Below are 16134 nucleotides of genomic sequence, written 5' to 3'. Positions count from 1 at the left end.
AGAATCGGGTATTATTTGTCTGCTTAGCTCCAAATTATCCCCTGCGTGTCCTTTAAATGCAGGGCATATTAACCCGTTCTCCCTTGTGAAATTTAAGACTACTCAATTTCGTGAAATTCGATCAAAAGGTCGAATTCGTTGCCCTCAAGCCTCTACTTCGGGAGGTTTCGCACTCGTCATTGCATTAAGTTTGATGGCGTTTGTGCTACTTCTTATTCTGTCGATCAGCACGCTCGTTCAAGTAGAGCAGGCGAGTTCGGCCAATACGGTTGCTCGGATGAAGGCGCGCCAAGCAGCATTGTTGTCATTGGATCTGGCGATGGGTAAATTGCAGGAAACCGCTGGACTGGATCAACGTGTGACCGCTCCGGCTTCAGCGGCCGCGGGTATTGCTGGTGATGACAATGGCCCCAAGCAGCTCACTGGCGTCTGGCGTTCGTGGGAAGGGCTCGACCATGATAAGTCAACAGGTTTCCCGAAGAAGCCCGATTATGATTCTAAGATGGACACTGGAGTTCCGGATATAGATTCGACTGCACCTGAACGCTTTCTCGGATGGCTGGTTTCCTCTGCTTACGATCCTGCGTCATCAGACTACTTGGCGGGCGCCGATGCGCCTCCTAGTTTGACTAACGAAACTTCCACCGTGCCATTGCTTGCTAGTGGGAGTGTGATTCCTAACCCTGATCCCATCGATGTTAATGAGTCGGAGGACGTTGAAGTATATGTAGTGCCGACGGAAATAGAAGATGGTTCTGCTGCGATTGCATGGTGGATTTCAGGGGAGAATACCAAGGCCTTACTTCGCGAGAAGGATGAGATTGTATCCGGCGTAGATGAATGGGTGAAATGGGGGGATCGCCTGTCCAGCTCTGCGGGTCCTGATGTGAATGAGTTTAAGATTACAGATGTGGAGGATCTTGGGCGCGTGGTGAATCGCACTAGCCTTAATTTGATGGATAACACGATTCCGACAGGCAGCACGGTTTCAAGCACCTATTTTCATGATCTTACCGGTTATGCGCGTGGTTTGCTGACGAATACCGCGAATGGCGGCTGGCGTAGGGATATTTCATTAATGGCAGAGCAGTGGGAGACTCTCGCAAGCCCTGACGGAGGTGCTACTTACCCTTTTTATACTCGGAGTCCGGGGGATGAGACAGAGGCGTTACTGAACAGTGGAAATGTCGGGGGGTTGATCTATCCCTGGTCCGAGCAGCTGAACTTTGCTGCAGAAAATAGCAGCGGAAAATTGGCAGGAGGCCCTTCAGTGGGGTGGGCGGCGCTCGCTGATTTTGCGAACCAGTATAAGCAAATTACGTCCGGAGATGCATCGGGGAATGTGACCTTTTCTGCGGGTAGTAGTCTCGTAGGACCTGGAGTTTATCAGATGTCCACCGAAGCGCGGCGGGATAGTATTGTTCGCTCCCCCGTCCTTGCGCGTATGCATTGGGTGCTCAAATTTGAGTCAAAGCTGTTGACTGGCACCGATGCTACAGACGATCCTACAAATACGCATGGCGCATATTTGAATTTAACTCCCGTGGTAACCTTTTGGAATCCTTATAATGTATCCATCGATGCGGGTGGCACAAACACTAATTTTTGGATGCGTTTGCAAGAACAGCTCCCTTACAAGTTTAAATTTAATGTCGGAGGGGTGTCGCAAAATGGATTCTTCGCTCTGGACAAGTTAATCAACAAAACGAGCAACACGACTTTGAGGTTTCCGGCCGACGATGAAATCTGGCAGCCAGGTGAAGCACGCGTTTATAGTCCGCGCAACAGGAATGGGAATGACCTAAACATGCAAAGAGGGTATGAAAATGCGGTTGGTATTAGTGTCCGAATTAATTTAGAAGAAGCACAGCCAAATTCCGACAACGATGTTCCGATCAATGGTTTGGCTGATAGTCTATTTACGGTAGAGCTGGAAGGTAGCGGTGATTTCAAATGCCAAGTAAACGAATGGCCGGGGACTGGCGGCGGCACTGGTAATGGACGCTCAAATTCCGCGAGTATTCATTATAACATAACAGCGGCCGATGCTGCGATTTACTGGCCGACTCCAGATATTGCTAATGACATTCAGAAATTAAATCAGTTAGTCGTGAATGGTCCTTCACCGTTTATGATTATGATGCTCCAATTGCATAACATTACGGAGAATTCGGCAGGTGGAAGAGGTTATTCTCACCGCAAGGCCATTTCTGGAGTTACAAGTGATCAGGTTGATGGCTATTCGAAAGTAGCGCACTTAGATGCATTTCCTTATGACCTCATTTTTAAATACCCAAATCCCAGCGCCGGAACAGACGGGCTGCCGGTTGATGGAATCACTGCTGAGGACCCCTATAGTTTCATCGGCACGAGCCATAGTTCCTTTGACGGCTTGAAAAGCTTGATCGTTGGTGAGATACCCACAAAACCTCTTCGATCGTTAGGCGATCTGCAGCATTTTGATGTGGCTTACTTCAACGCTGTGCTACCGTTTGTTGCCAATCCGATAGGCAATAGTAATGCCAGCCAATGGATCGAACCGGATCAGGTATATATCGATAATGGTGCTCCGACCTCTCAACTTGCTTCGTATGATCATAGTTATGTGGCCAATCACCTGTTTTTTGACGACTGGTTTGTTTCGTCGATCGCACCCGAAACAAACGGCTATGATACCTATCCGGCTGGTTCTGAGATCAGGGGGATCGAAAAAGTCTACAGCGAATTTGCATCCGGAGATGTTCCGTTGCCGAATTCGGCTTATAAACCAGCTGATATATTGTCCAAAACCGACGCAAGCTCCGCTGCAGACGACCTGATTGTAGATAATACTGCATGGCATAGTGTCGCTTCCAAGCTGGAGGTTGACGGCATGTTTAATGTGAATTCGACTTCGGTGGAAGCATGGTCGGCGATGCTCAAACATATGCGGGAGGCGAAGGCTCCCTATGTTTCCAATAGCACGAGTGGCACGACCTATAGTGTTGAATTAGATGTTGGAAGTTCGGATGACAATTTTGTGAGTCGAACCAGCGTGGCAGGTGACCCCGCCGCGAATTTTTATGGGGATCCAAATGATACTCTTTACACCAAAGTCGGTATGCGGAAGAGTCTAACTAATGTGCAGATTGAGGCGCTCGCGACTGAGATTGTGAAACAGGTAAAAGAACGCGGGCCGTTCTTGTCACTTTCAGAGTTTGTAAACAGGCAGCTTAATACGGACAACTCGGCATCTAGCCTTGCTTTGGCAGGAGCAATTGAGTCTGCGTTAGTGGAGTTATCGACGAAAGGAGTGACCGAGAATCCATTCAAGGATTTGCAGGATACTTTTGCTGATGCTGTTGTGCCTGGAGGAGTGGGGCATTTGTTCGCTGCTGCTGCGGAAGGGAATTTAGCCTATGGTTTTCCGGGGTGGGTGCGCCAGGCAGATATTCTGAGGCCATTGGCTCCGGTGCTATCTGCGCGTGATGATACATTTGTTATTCGCGCTTACGGAGAGAGCAAAGATCCAATCACCGGTGAGGCTAAATCGGCGGCGTGGTGTGAAGCGGTTGTGCAGCGACGTGCAGATTATGTCGACCCAGATGCTGATGAGGCAACAGTCTTGCCAAGCGATGGCACGCTCGACTCTGAGGCCAACAAACGGTTCGGGAGACGTTTTAGAATTGTTTCGTTTCGGTGGTTGTCACCCGATGAAGTTTAGGATGAGATTAAGAACATGAGAGCTTGTATTTTGTTTTTGCTGTGTGGACTGCTGACATCGACGACTGTTGCCGCGGACAGGGTAGCTCGAATTCTGTATTATAACGCCCCAGCAGATGCTCCCGAAACCGCTTATGCGCATCAAGCGGGTAAAAAGCCGCAGGAAGTCGAACTTGGGCGTCATAATTTCTCAGAGTCGTTTAAATTGGCGGAGGAGACGAAGCATCTGTTTTTTTTACCGAATGCGTTGCCAGAAAACACGCCTGCGCCTTCCGGGGCACCTTCAGTGGAAATCCCGATTAGCTGGAATAAGGTTTTAATCATCGTCCTCGAAGATGAGTCAAATCCGACGCTCCCCATCCAGTTTAAGGCGATTAACGCCAATGATGACGCCTTTGGTCCGGGTGACACATGTTTTGTGAATTTCTCGAAGGTGACAGTTTTAGGGACTGTCGGAGATAAAGATTTAATATTGAAGCCAAGTGAGTTCGAAATCATTTCTCAGCCTCGAAAGGATCGGGGCATGTATCTTCAGAAGCTGGATGCCTATCATGAGGGCGAAAAGATAAGGAGACGCTTGGTTCAACAGAAATGCCAATATGACCCAAGCGAGCGTGTGCTTACCTTTATGATCGCGTCACCACCGCCACGAATGGTCAAGGTCTATTCGGCGCCAATCTTAGATTTTTAAAACTGTATTTAATATAATATTCGATGCTAAAGCTAATAAGCGTTTAGGACAGCGCTTTAATTTTGTATCCTTTCGGCATTTGCCCCACCACGAAGCTTAAGAAAGAAGATGAGAACCATAAAAGACTGTTTATTATTACTGTGTGGCTTGGCTGTATCCACAGTTTGTTCTGCTGATCGGGTGGCACGTATCATATATTATGGTGCACCTACCAATGCCCCACAGACCACATACGTCTATCAAGCAGATCAAGAGCCGCAAGAGATCCGTTTGGATAGTCATAATTTTTCGGAATCATTTGACTTGTCGCCGGGATCTAATCGCTTGGCATTTTTGCCGTCGCTATTGCCTGAGGACGCTCCTGTGCCTCAAGCGGCTCCCATGTTGAATATCCCTGAAGATTGGAATAAGGTGTTGATTCTTGCTTTTGAAGATAAAGAGAATCCCGTCTTGCCGATTCGTTTGAAGGCAATCAATGCGAATGAGAATGTCTTCGGTTCTGGAGATACTTTGTTCGTTAATTTTTCTGATGTGACTGTGGCTGGATATGTTGGAGACAAGAAGTTGATCTCCAAGCCTCGCTCGACAGCGCGAATTACTAATCCAAGGAGTGGTATCGGTAATTATATGATCAAGCTGGATGTCTTTGAGACTGACGAAAACATACGAAGAAGGTTGGTTCAGCAAAAATGTCAGTATAATCCCGCAATGCGTGTTGTCACATTTTTCGTTCCAATGCCACCGCCGCGAAAAGTTAAAGTCTATTCGGCTCCTATCTGGGATTTTTAGATGAGCGCAAGTCTACTTAATTGCGTGTAGTGGCTTGCTGTTTTTTAATCTCATTTCTTCAGTCCATGGCAGGGACGCTAGGTAATACTATCCTTTGACATTTTCTGGTAGTCTGTAGCCATCGAAGGGAAGACCACTGTGAATACTTTTCAGCTGTATTTGTTAACCGCCCGCTACGCTAGAGATCTCAGAGCACGCTGAGAGCTGACGCAGAGCATTTCACGCAGACCTCCCCATCTCCTCGGCGCACTCAGCGCACTCAGCGATCTCAGCGATCTCAGCGATCTCAGCGATCAAGCCTTTTTACCAGTTTTAGTCGCATGTTGGTATAATAATGAGCTAATTTGGCGTTTTGTTAGTTCTCGTAAGTTGCATGTGGCAAAGTGTCTGATTGTTACGGTGAACTTCTTGATGTGAAGTTGGATTATGCAAGGCTGGCGGGGTTGGCAACAGATGTTGTATTATTTATCCAGGGGAACCACATCAAGGAACGTCTGTGCTTTTTGTTATATTCCAAATGGTCACACTGCCATGACGTGTTGTGCGCCATACGTTGAATATAAGTGGCACCTTTTGCCGATTCCTCACAACTAACGGATGCTGTATTCAACGTGCAGTCCTTTCAATCGACAATGACACGCCCTGTTCCCACATTCACGTTATACAAATTAATGTGTATGCGTAGTAGTCGCTGAGGCGCTAATTTGGTATTTTATAGGCTGTCACGCCCCAACGTGCCTGTTTCTTCTATTTGCTCTTCTTATTTCTGTATGAAACTATGTTATTCATGGGGTGTTTCACATCATGACTATGACCTTAAATTTGAATCTAAAATTAGCGCTCGGCTTAACGAGTTGCTGTCTTGCGCTCACAGGCGCTGAAGCGAAATCCCTCGAAGGGAGTCGTCCGAATATTGTCTTCGTGATCACTGATGATCAGGGCATGGGTGATTTATCCTGTATGGGCAACGAAATCGTGCAGACACCGCACATTGACAAATTTTACGAGGCTTCGACGCGGTTTACCGATTTTCAGGTGAGCCCGACCTGCGCGCCGACGCGGGCTGCGATTATGAGTGGCCGCCCTCCTTTCAAGGTAGGGGTGACGCATACGATCTTACAGCGCGAACGGATGGCTCTGGATGTGGTGACAATGCCACAGGCACTACAGAGTGCAGGTTATGCGACTGGACTTTTTGGTAAATGGCACCTGGGCGATGAGGAAGCTTATTTGCCTCAGAGTCGTGGTTTCGATGAAGTGTTGATGCATGGTGCCGGCGGTATCGGCCAAGCCCAGTATGGTGATTTTCCTGCCAATAGTGAGAATACCTATTTCGATAACGTGTTGCTGCATAATGACACCGTGGTGAAGACCAAGGGGTTTTGCACGGATGTGTTTTTTCAAGCAGGGCTTGCATGGATTAAGCAACAGGAAGCTGCGGGCACGCCGTATTTCGCTTATATTTCGCTGAATGCACCACATGGGCCTTTCATCGCTCCAGCATCCTACAAGAAGCGCTTTCTGGATGAAGGTTATGATAAAAATACTGCTGCGCGCTATGGTATGATCGAGAACATTGACGACAACTTTGGTCTGTTGATGGAGAAGTTGGCCGAGTGGGACGCGTTGGAGAATACATTAGTCATTTTTCAGACTGATAATGGTATGTCGATGAAGCCGATCACAAAAAATGGCAAAAGTGTGGATCGTTTTAATGCGGGCATGAAGGGCGCAAAGAATTCGCCGCATGAAGGTGGCACCCACGTGCCTGCCTTCTGGTATTGGCAAGGAGTCTTAGGAGAAGGTGTGGATATTGATGACCTGACAGCTCATTTGGACCTCTATCCGACATTCGCGGCATTGGCGGGTGCGACACTTCCAGCTGATATGCAGGAGCTCGACGGACGTTCATTACTGCCACTGCTGGAAAATCCGGAGGCTGCGTGGCCGAACCGTGAGTTATTTGTGCACTGTGGCCGTTGGAATCCAGGTCAGCGCGATAAATTGAAATACAGACCAAGTGCGGTGCGCACGGAACGTTGGCGCTTTGTGAATAATCAGGAACTGTATGATATTTCAGTAGATCCAAAACAAACCACGGACGTTGCCGCCTCACACCCGGAGGTGATCGCTGAATTGCGCAAGTCTTATGAGGCTTGGTGGAACTCTGCGGTGCCGCTGATGGTCAATGAGGGGCTGCCGAAGGTAGAGCCCGAAGACCAACCATTTGCGATTCGTTACGATGAGCAACTCAAAGAACAGGGCATTCCCGAGTGGGCGCCCGAGGAACTATAACAATCGGAGATTTCTATTTTGAACAAAAAGCTACTTTCAATCCTATCGTCAGCTCTCATCAGCGCTTCATTGGTTTCATCCGCAGAGACTGCGATGGACAAGATGTGGGGCGATCGCAATGTTCGGGTCGATGTTGAATCGTCGGAGCGCGCTGCGCTGTTTCGTGATGGAAACTATGGAATGTTCATCCACTGGGGGCTATATTCCCAGCTAGGTGGCGAGTGGAAGGGGGAGACCTTCTACGGAATTGGTGAGTGGATCAAGCGGCAGATGGGCATTCCGACTGAGGAATACATGGCAATCGCCAACGACTTTAATCCAGTCGATTTCGATGCGAATGCGATTGTTGCTACCGCGAAGGCGGCAGGCATGAAATATATCATCATCACGTCGAAGCACCACGAGGGCTTTGCGATGTTTAAGTCGGCACACCCGTTCAACATCGTCGATGCGACACCCTTTGCACGCGACCCGATGCAGGAGTTGGCCGATGCGTGTCGAGCAGAAGGACTTGGTTTTGGTTTTTACTACTCGCACAACCAAGACTGGACCGCGCCGGGTGGAACAGGCGGCCCGGAGCTGAACCCAGATGGCTCTGAGGCTACTTTTGAGGAATACTTCCGCGAGAAGTGCTACCCTCAAGTGAAGGAAATATGCACCAATTACGGCCCCTTGAGTTTTGTGTGGTTTGATACACCACGTGGCATGCCCGAAGAGATGGTTGTGGAGTTGGCCGATCTCGTTCGCGAAACCCAGCCTGACGCGATGCTGTGCAGCCGCATCGGTTTCGGGATGGGGGACTATGTGAGTTTAGGAGACATGCAAGTGCCCGCCAGTAACCACGAAGGACTGTGGGAAACCTGTGACACCACGAATGATTCTTGGTCGTATGCGTGGTATGATAATAACTGGAAAGATGCGAAGACAATTCTTGGTCGATTGGTCGCAACCGTTGCGCGTGGCGGCACATATCTACTGAATGTAGGACCAGATGGTAAGGGACGCATTCCTGCGCCTGCAGTTAAGTATCTGGAACAAGCTGGCGACTGGATCAAACAAAACCCAGGCGTTGTTTATGCTGCGGATGCATCCCCTTGGGGAGCTGCATTACCTTGGGGCGATGTCACCATCCAAGGCGACCTGCTCAATTTGGTAGTGTTTGACTGGCCGAAGGATCACCGCATCTATCTGCCTGGCTTGAATACCGAGATTGAAAGTGCAACGCTCCGCACCGCCTCGGGTGAGTTGATTCCTCTGACTTGGACGAAGGTTGGTAATTGGTCCGCGATTGAAGGCGGGGAGTTGACCGCTGCACAAATTTCTGGGCTAGCTTCGGTGATTGAATTGAAACTTAAAGGTGATCTACAGGTCGATGCGGCGGGTGCCGTGCATCCGAACATTGAGACATTATTGCCGACTGAATTTGCGAGTGTCGAAGCGGCAAATCAGGAAGGCTCGCGTTGGATGGAAAAGTTTGGCGAGTGGAAGCATGTGACACAGGTGAATAAGTGGCGCGCAGATGGAATTGTTACTTGGGATATCGATGTGGCTGAGGCAGGGGACTACTACGTGTCGTTGAGCTATCTTGGTGTGGGCCGCGCGGTCTGGTCGATTGAGACGGATGAGGGCACGTTCCTTCAGAATCAGCAACCTGCGACTTCGGGCTACCACAGTAACCCGATGGGGCTCTTAAGTTTCAAGACACCGGGCAAACACACGATATCAGTGCGACTGGTCGATGGCGACCGCCTTGATACTAGTTTAAAGTCACTGTCGTTGTCACCCGTCAACGAGCTCTAAGTGGACTTAGATCAACTTGTTTATACATATTTAATCGATTGCGGAGTTTTACATGTTTTCCAGCTCCATACTGGAGAATTCCTTGTCTGATACATTATAATGAAAATCTTTAAATACCTGAGAACGTTGTTGCTCTGTCTCGGAGTCACACTTGTCTGCCTCGCTCAGTTGAAAGCAATAGAGTCTGCCGACTTCTACATCTCGACCGAAGGCTCCGACCAATGGTCGGGCACCTTAGACTTGCCAAACGCGGATCGTAGTGACGGTCCGTTTGCCACGTTGTCGCGTGCGCGCGATGCGGTTCGTGAGCTAAAGCAGAGTCGACCGGCTAAAGATATCGTGGTTCAGATTCGCGGTGGCTTGTATCCGCTTAGCGAGACGGTGATATTTGGCGTTGAAGACTCAGGCGAAGGCGCTGCTACCATTACCTATGAGGCTTACCCTGAAGAGTTACCGGTGTTTAGCTCGGGTAAAAAAATCGAGAGCTGGAAGAAAGTATCAGGTCCACTGCCTGGACTACCGGAAATCGCTCAGGATGAAGTCTGGGTCACGGATATCTCTGAGCAGTTCTTCACTCTATACGATGAGCAGGGCTTACTGCCACGCGCTCGTTCGGATGGTTTTATTCCTCTAGAAGGCGGATCAACAGATCGGGTGCACTATCCGGAGGGGACGCTGAAGAATTGGTCGAACCTTGAAGATGTAGAACTCGTGATACGCCCCCACCATGCGTGGGTGGTGAATATCCTACCGCTGAAGTCGGTCAATGAGCAGAAGCAGATGGCTCATACCTCGATTATCGCATCCTATGCAATGAGTCCACTGCACTACTTGCCCAACCTAGAGTCTTGTTGGGTTGAGAACGTGCTTGAAGCATTGGATCAACCTGGCGAGTGGGTCCTAAATACTCAGGAGCAGAAGCTCTATCTCTGGCCACGAAGCCAGTCATCGGTGCTGTTTCCTCAGTTGATCGAACTGATCCGAGTGGAAGGGGATATCGATGAAGAGGGGGCACAGGATATCCCGGTGCGAAATTTAGTTTTTAAAGGCCTGACCTTTTCACATGGCGAGCGCTACTCGATGAATAAAGGTGATACTGGTCTGCAGCATGATTGGGATTTCCAAGATAAGGCGACTGCGATGCTACGCTTTCGTGGTGCGGAGAACTGTGCAGTTGAGAATAGCCGGTTCATGCATACTGGCGGAGGTGCCATTCGTTTCGATTTACATGCTCAGAACAACCGTGTGGTTGGCAATTTGATTGAACATATCGGCGGCACAGGTGTGCTGCTCTGCGGCTATGGCCCAGGCACGAAGGATGTGAACCGCAACAATTTGGTTTATAATAATCACATCAATCATACCGGGCAGATTTATTCGCACTCACCGGGAATCTTAGTCTGGCAGAGCGGCGAGAATCGTGTCGCTAACAATTTGATTCATCACCAACCGTATGCGGGTATTATTATCTCCGGTGTGATCACTGATTTCTTTCACCGCTGGAAGCGCGAGATGTCGCCATCGATTCGTTGGCACGAGGTCGAAGGGGAGCGTGGCAAGCGTAGTATCGATGAAGTCCGCCCGTATTTGCATACCCATGACAATCAGATCGAATACAACGAGATTCACCATGTGATGCAGGAGTTGAACGACGGCAATGCCATCTATATTCGTGGTGCGGGACCAAATAATGTGATTCGTGGTAACTATATTCATCACATGCTGAGCTCGACCGTCATGCAGGCGGCGATTCGCACAGACGGCGGTCAGCGTGATACGCTCATTACCGAAAACTTAATTTATAAGTGTGTCTCTCAAGGGATGCAGGTGAAGTTGAATAACCGAGCCATCAATAACTTTATTATTGATATCCTACCAGGCACGCACGACGGCAAGAAGCGCCAAGTTTATATTAAGCTCTATGAAGGGCCGATGACAGGTGGTGCTTATGAGCGTAATGTATTCTACCATTCAGGTGATAAGACAAAGTTCTATCATGAGGGAAAAAGCCATCGCACGGAGGTGGGTGCTTACGCAAAGGACGCAGATACGGATTACAATATTTATTACTGCGTGGGTGATCCAGCAGTGAGCCAAGCCGTGTTGGATAAGAAGCAGCAAGAAGGTGTGGATGCACATAGTTTAGCCGTAGATCCGCTTTTTGTTGATTTGGAAAATGGCGATTTTGGCCTACTGCCTGAGTCACCAGCCTTAACGTTGGGCATCAAGCCTTTTGACCTCTCCAAGGTAGGGCTGATCAAATAATTGATACTGAGTTTTATGATGAAAAGAATGTTACTAGTGTTCGCTGCCTTATTGCAGTTCTGTGGGGTGGCTTTGGCTGACTCTACTAAGCCAAATGTGATTTTCATTTACGCGGATGACTGGGGATGGGGTGACCTCTCTAGCCATGATACGGATTGGCTAGACACTCCCCATCTAGATCGCTTGGCGGCAGAGGGAGTGGACTTCCAACAGTTTAATGTGCTGAACCCGATTTGTTCGCCAAGTCGCGTTGCGTCGATGACTGGACGCTTCTCATCACGTTTCGGGATCAACGATATTTTCAGTGGCGGCAGTCAGATGAAGGAACACCCAGATTGGTTGAACCCGAAGGCGCCGAATACTGCGCGCTATTTTAAAAATGCTGGCTACTATACTGGCCATGTCGGTAAGTGGCACATGGGGCGTCATGGTATCCCGGGTGCACCAGAGATTACTGACTATGGGTTTGACGAGTCGATTGCATACGCGGGACCAGGGCCTCAGTTGAACTATGAGCAAGTGGGTGATTACGCGGTGAAATTTATCGAAGAAAATAAGGATCGTCCGTTTTACCTGAATGTCTGGCTGCACGAAACACATTTACCGCATGAGCCAAGCGATGCATCGATGGAGAAATGGAAGCATTTGGACGAGCAGAAACAAGTGTATGCGGCTGTGATCTCCGATGGAGATAACAAGGTCGGCCAGGTGTTGGCTGCTCTGGACAAAGCAGGTATTGCTGACAACACGATCGTATTGTTTTCCAGTGATAATGGCCCCGAAGAGACGGGGACTGAAAATCGTAAAATGCGTAAGCGCAACGGTAAGACAGACAAGTATGCGTGGTGGTATAGTGTAGGCACGACCGGTGGTTTACGTGGAGGTAAGCGCAGTTTATATGAGGGTGGTGTTCGCACACCTTTCCTTGTCCGCTGGCCTGGGCATATTCCTGCTGGCACGATCAATAACACCACGGTGTTTACTGCGGTTGATTTGTTACCGACACTCTGTGCTGCTGCGGGCATTACACTTCCAGAAAATGCTGAGCTTGACGGTGAGAATTTGCTAGCTGCGTTTCAGGGTGAAAAGCCATTGCGCACCCGCCCAATCTTCTGGTTGAAGAGGGATCATATTAAGGAGCCTGACTTATGGCCACGCCTTGCAGTGCGTGATGGTGATTGGAAGTTGGTCACGACTTTCGAAGGAGACCGCACAGAGCTATACAATTTGGCTGAAAATCGCTCTGAGGATGCGAGCAATGATCTATCAAAACAGAATCCTGAGGTGGCTGCTCGCTTGAAGACGATGGTGTTTGACTGGTATGCAGAGCTGCCGACAGAGGCGGATCCTGCATGTATCTCTAAAACCTATCGTAAAAAAGAAAAGAAGGCAAAATAGTCCTGAACTGATTCCTAACCCCCATTATATATCCTATGAAAGTCCTTTTAGCCCTTATCGTGACCGCACTCCTAGTGCAGTTCTCTCTTCATGCAGCTCCTGAAAAGGGGTCCCTGGTCGAGCAGGATCGAACGCTGAGTTGGGAATTCACTCCGGACCCAGCTTTACCTAATGTCTTGATTCTGGGGGACTCGATTTCGATTGGTTATACTTTGCAGGTGCGCGAACTGTTGAAGGGGAAAGCAAACGTCTTCCGCCCCGTCAACAAGACGGGCAGTCGTCCTGCCAACTGTGGGGGCACAACCAAAGGTTTACGGTTTATCGACGGGTGGCTCTCGATGCAGAAATGGGATGTCATTCATTTCAACTGGGGGCTACATGATTTAAAGCATGTCAAAGAGGCCGGCAAGGATAGTAAGTCGAACGACCCGAACGATCCCGTGCAGGCTTCGCCCGAAGTCTATAAGCAAAACCTTGAGACCCTGACTGCAAAGATTCAAGCCACTGGTGCGTTGACGATCTTCGCCACGACAACGCCTGTTGTGCCTGGCACACTCAATCCATTGCGCACGCCAGAGGATCCTGCCCGCTATAATGCTGTAGCGGTGAGTGTCATGAAGTCTCGTGGTATTCGGATCAATGATCTCTATACCTATAGCATGTCACATTTAGATGAGTGGCAGCTGCCGAAGAACGTTCATTTCAAACCAGAAGGTTCGGCAGCATTGGCTGGTAAAGTCGCTCGTGTGATTGCAGACGAGTTGACCGTGCTTGCAGGTGGGAAACCTCAAAAGAAAGCAGTCAAATCAAATCACGTGAAGGACAAAGGGGCGAAGTATTTGGAGACCGGAGCTAAGCGAGCGCTCAATGTGGTTTATAAACAAGTGGGGAAGCGCAAGTTACAGTTCGACCTCTATTACCCAACCAACAACTCTAGCGGTGAGGCACCTCTGATTATCTACACGCATGGAGGCGGATGGGCCGCTGGTAGTCGTGCAGGCGTTACCAAAGATTTGTTTGCTCCGCTGTTCACACAGTTACTCGAAGAAGGCTTCGCTGTTGCGACTGTGGACTATCGATTGTTTAATAAGTCGGGTCTGGTTGCGATGCGCGATTGTGTGATCGATTCGAAAGATGCGGTGCGCTATTTAGCTAAAAATGCAGATGCTTTAGGTTTGGATGCAGACCGCTTCTACGTGTTTGGAGATTCAGCAGGGGGGCAAATTGCGCAGATGTTGTTACTATCGCCAGCAGACACATTGACCGGAGACCCGGAATTAGCTGAGGTGGATTACAATATTGTCGCGGGTGTTTCTTGGTATGGTCCGTGCGACTTTCGTGATATGAACCTGTTTAATTACGATGATCGTCCCGATTTTAAAGACCGCTTTGGCCCTCGTATTACACCGCAAGCAGTGACTGCTGCAGAGAAGAAGGAGCGTTACAAAGAGATGAGTCCGGTCATGTATTTAAAGCGCAAGAGTCCGCCTTTGTTGATGATTCAAGGAGACACCGACACGACGATTCCTGTCAAGCATGCCTACCGTATGCGAAAGCGCGCGCGAGCTCTGGAGGCACCAGTGGAGATTTTAATTGTTAAGAATGCAGGGCACAATTGGAGACGAGCTGGCGGTGATATAGAGCCATCCAAAGAAATTATCACGGAACGCACTGTCGCATTCTTCTGTCAGCATTGATCATCTTACAGCCAACTTTTCAACAAGAACCACCATTCCAAATTATCTATGAAACATCCAATGAAACGCATACTTTTACCTATGATCGCGCTGACCGCTGGGGCGCTGTCTGTCTCAGCCAATGCAAATACCAAAAAGGCGCCCAATCAGCCAAAGGGCGACGTCACCTTTGAATACCGCTTTGCGGACGATCTCAAGCAGACTCCGGACTCGATCGCTCGCCAAGAGCAGTGGTTTCGAGATGCGAAGTTTGGTGCCTTTATACACTTTGGCGTGTATTCGACGCTAGAGGGAGAATACGAAGGCCGCGGTAATGGCTTTCGTTATTCCGAGTGGATCCAGGTATCCGCACAAATGTCGGCAGACGAATACCGCAAAGTCGCTAAGACCTTTAACCCGGTTGATTTTGATGCCGACGAGTGGGCTAAGACCTTTAAGGATGCAGGCATTCAATATGTGGTGATCACTTCCAAGCACCACGACGGGTTCGCACTGTTTGATTCGATGGTGAGCGACTATAACATCGTCGATTATACGCCGTTTAAGCGCGATATCATTAAGGAATTGAGCGAAGCGTGCCACAAGCAGGGGCTCAAGTTCGGCGTCTATTATTCACATGCGCAAGACTGGGATGAGCCCGATGCACCCTATCTCAATACACGCACCAAGCGCAGTTTCTTACACCCGGAGCTCCCTGCAGACTTTGAGCCAGACTTTGATAGTTATCTCGCAGAGAAGAGCTTACCTCAGGTGGAAGAGTTGATGAAGAACTATGATCTCGATTTGATCTGGTTTGATACCCCCGTTGATATGACTTTTGAACGCGCAAAGCAGTTTACTGATATTGTGCGTCAGTATCGTCCGAACTGCTTGATCAATTCTCGTATTATCCACCGCGGTAAAGGGAAGATCCTACAGGAGAACTTAAAGCTCTTCGACTATGTGTCGATTGGTGATAAGGAAGTGCCGACCAAGAAGTTGCCGCTCTATGTGGAGTCGCCAGACAGCGTAAGCTCTTCCTTCGGTTATAAGACCAAAGGCAATCACTACTACCATACGGAGACAGAGATGATTCATCGCTTAGTGAACACCGTATGTGCGGGTGGCAATTCGCTGCTTAACAACGGCCCAATGGGGAACGGGCAGCTTGATCCCGAAGCAGTGCGCCTCTACGGCGTGATTGGTGACTGGCTCAAGGTGAACGGTGAATCGATCTACGGCACGGTTCGTAATCCGCTGCCAGAGCGTCCGGAGTGGGGCGATTGCTCTGCAAGTAAAGATGGTAAGACACTTTACCTACACGTGTTCGAATGGCCCGAATCCGGAAGCATTACGGTCGAGGATATGCCTGGCACTGCAACCGCAGCAGTGTTTTTGGCAAACGGCGAAGAAGCTACGATCTCTCAAGAAGGTGATATTTTGAAAGTCAACTTGCCCGATGCACCATTAGATGCATACGATACGGTGATTAAAGTTACCCTCTAACAAAAGGAACCC

9 protein-coding genes are annotated in these 16134 nt (G+C 49.1%); all 9 read left to right on the top strand.

Annotation, left to right across the window (positions count from 1 at the left end; translation table 11 throughout):
• Positions 1–85 precede the first annotated feature (85 nt).
• The 9 genes from GZZ87_RS17390 (at position 86) to GZZ87_RS17350 (ending at position 16122) form a co-directional block, all read left to right on the top strand.
• Positions 86–3703 carry a hypothetical protein gene (locus GZZ87_RS17390; RefSeq protein WP_162026997.1) on the top strand — a complete coding sequence of 1206 codons (3618 nt, stop codon included), beginning with the start codon at positions 86–88 and terminating at the stop codon, positions 3701–3703.
• A 15-nt stretch (positions 3704–3718) separates the two neighbouring features.
• The gene (locus GZZ87_RS17385; protein ID WP_162026996.1) at positions 3719–4393 is read left to right on the top strand and encodes a hypothetical protein; all 675 of its coding nucleotides are present in this window, start codon (positions 3719–3721) and stop codon (positions 4391–4393) included.
• A gap of 108 nt (positions 4394–4501) precedes the next feature.
• Positions 4502–5182 carry a hypothetical protein gene (locus GZZ87_RS17380; RefSeq protein ID WP_162026995.1) on the top strand — a complete coding sequence of 227 codons (681 nt, stop codon included), beginning with the start codon at positions 4502–4504 and terminating at the stop codon, positions 5180–5182.
• Positions 5183–5986: 804 nt separating this feature from the next.
• A complete protein-coding gene (locus GZZ87_RS17375; protein WP_244654008.1) occupies positions 5987–7477 on the top strand; it encodes an arylsulfatase in 1491 nt (496 codons plus the stop codon).
• 18 nt (positions 7478–7495) lie between these two features.
• Complete coding sequence (locus tag GZZ87_RS17370) at positions 7496–9277, top strand: alpha-L-fucosidase (RefSeq protein ID WP_244648019.1); 1782 nt, start codon at positions 7496–7498, stop codon at positions 9275–9277.
• Positions 9278–9376: 99 nt separating this feature from the next.
• The gene (locus tag GZZ87_RS17365) at positions 9377–11542 is read left to right on the top strand and encodes a right-handed parallel beta-helix repeat-containing protein (protein WP_162026994.1); all 2166 of its coding nucleotides are present in this window, start codon (positions 9377–9379) and stop codon (positions 11540–11542) included.
• A 27-nt stretch (positions 11543–11569) separates the two neighbouring features.
• Entirely contained in the window at positions 11570–12940 is a 1371-nt protein-coding gene (locus tag GZZ87_RS17360; protein ID WP_162026993.1) for a sulfatase-like hydrolase/transferase, read from the top strand.
• Positions 12941–12975: 35 nt separating this feature from the next.
• On the top strand, positions 12976–14637 hold the full coding sequence (locus tag GZZ87_RS19980; protein ID WP_348534080.1) for an alpha/beta hydrolase fold domain-containing protein: 1662 nt from the start codon (positions 12976–12978) through the stop codon (positions 14635–14637).
• A gap of 60 nt (positions 14638–14697) precedes the next feature.
• A complete protein-coding gene (locus GZZ87_RS17350) occupies positions 14698–16122 on the top strand; it encodes an alpha-L-fucosidase (RefSeq protein ID WP_162029429.1) in 1425 nt (474 codons plus the stop codon).
• Positions 16123–16134 lie beyond the last annotated feature (12 nt).

Origin of the sequence: Lentimonas sp. CC4, assembly GCF_902728235.1 — a bacterium.
In the GTDB taxonomy this organism is placed as follows: Bacteria; Verrucomicrobiota; Verrucomicrobiia; order Opitutales; family Coraliomargaritaceae; genus Lentimonas.
Note: the sequence above shows the minus strand (reverse complement) of the source record. Positions and strands in the feature narration are given on the sequence as shown.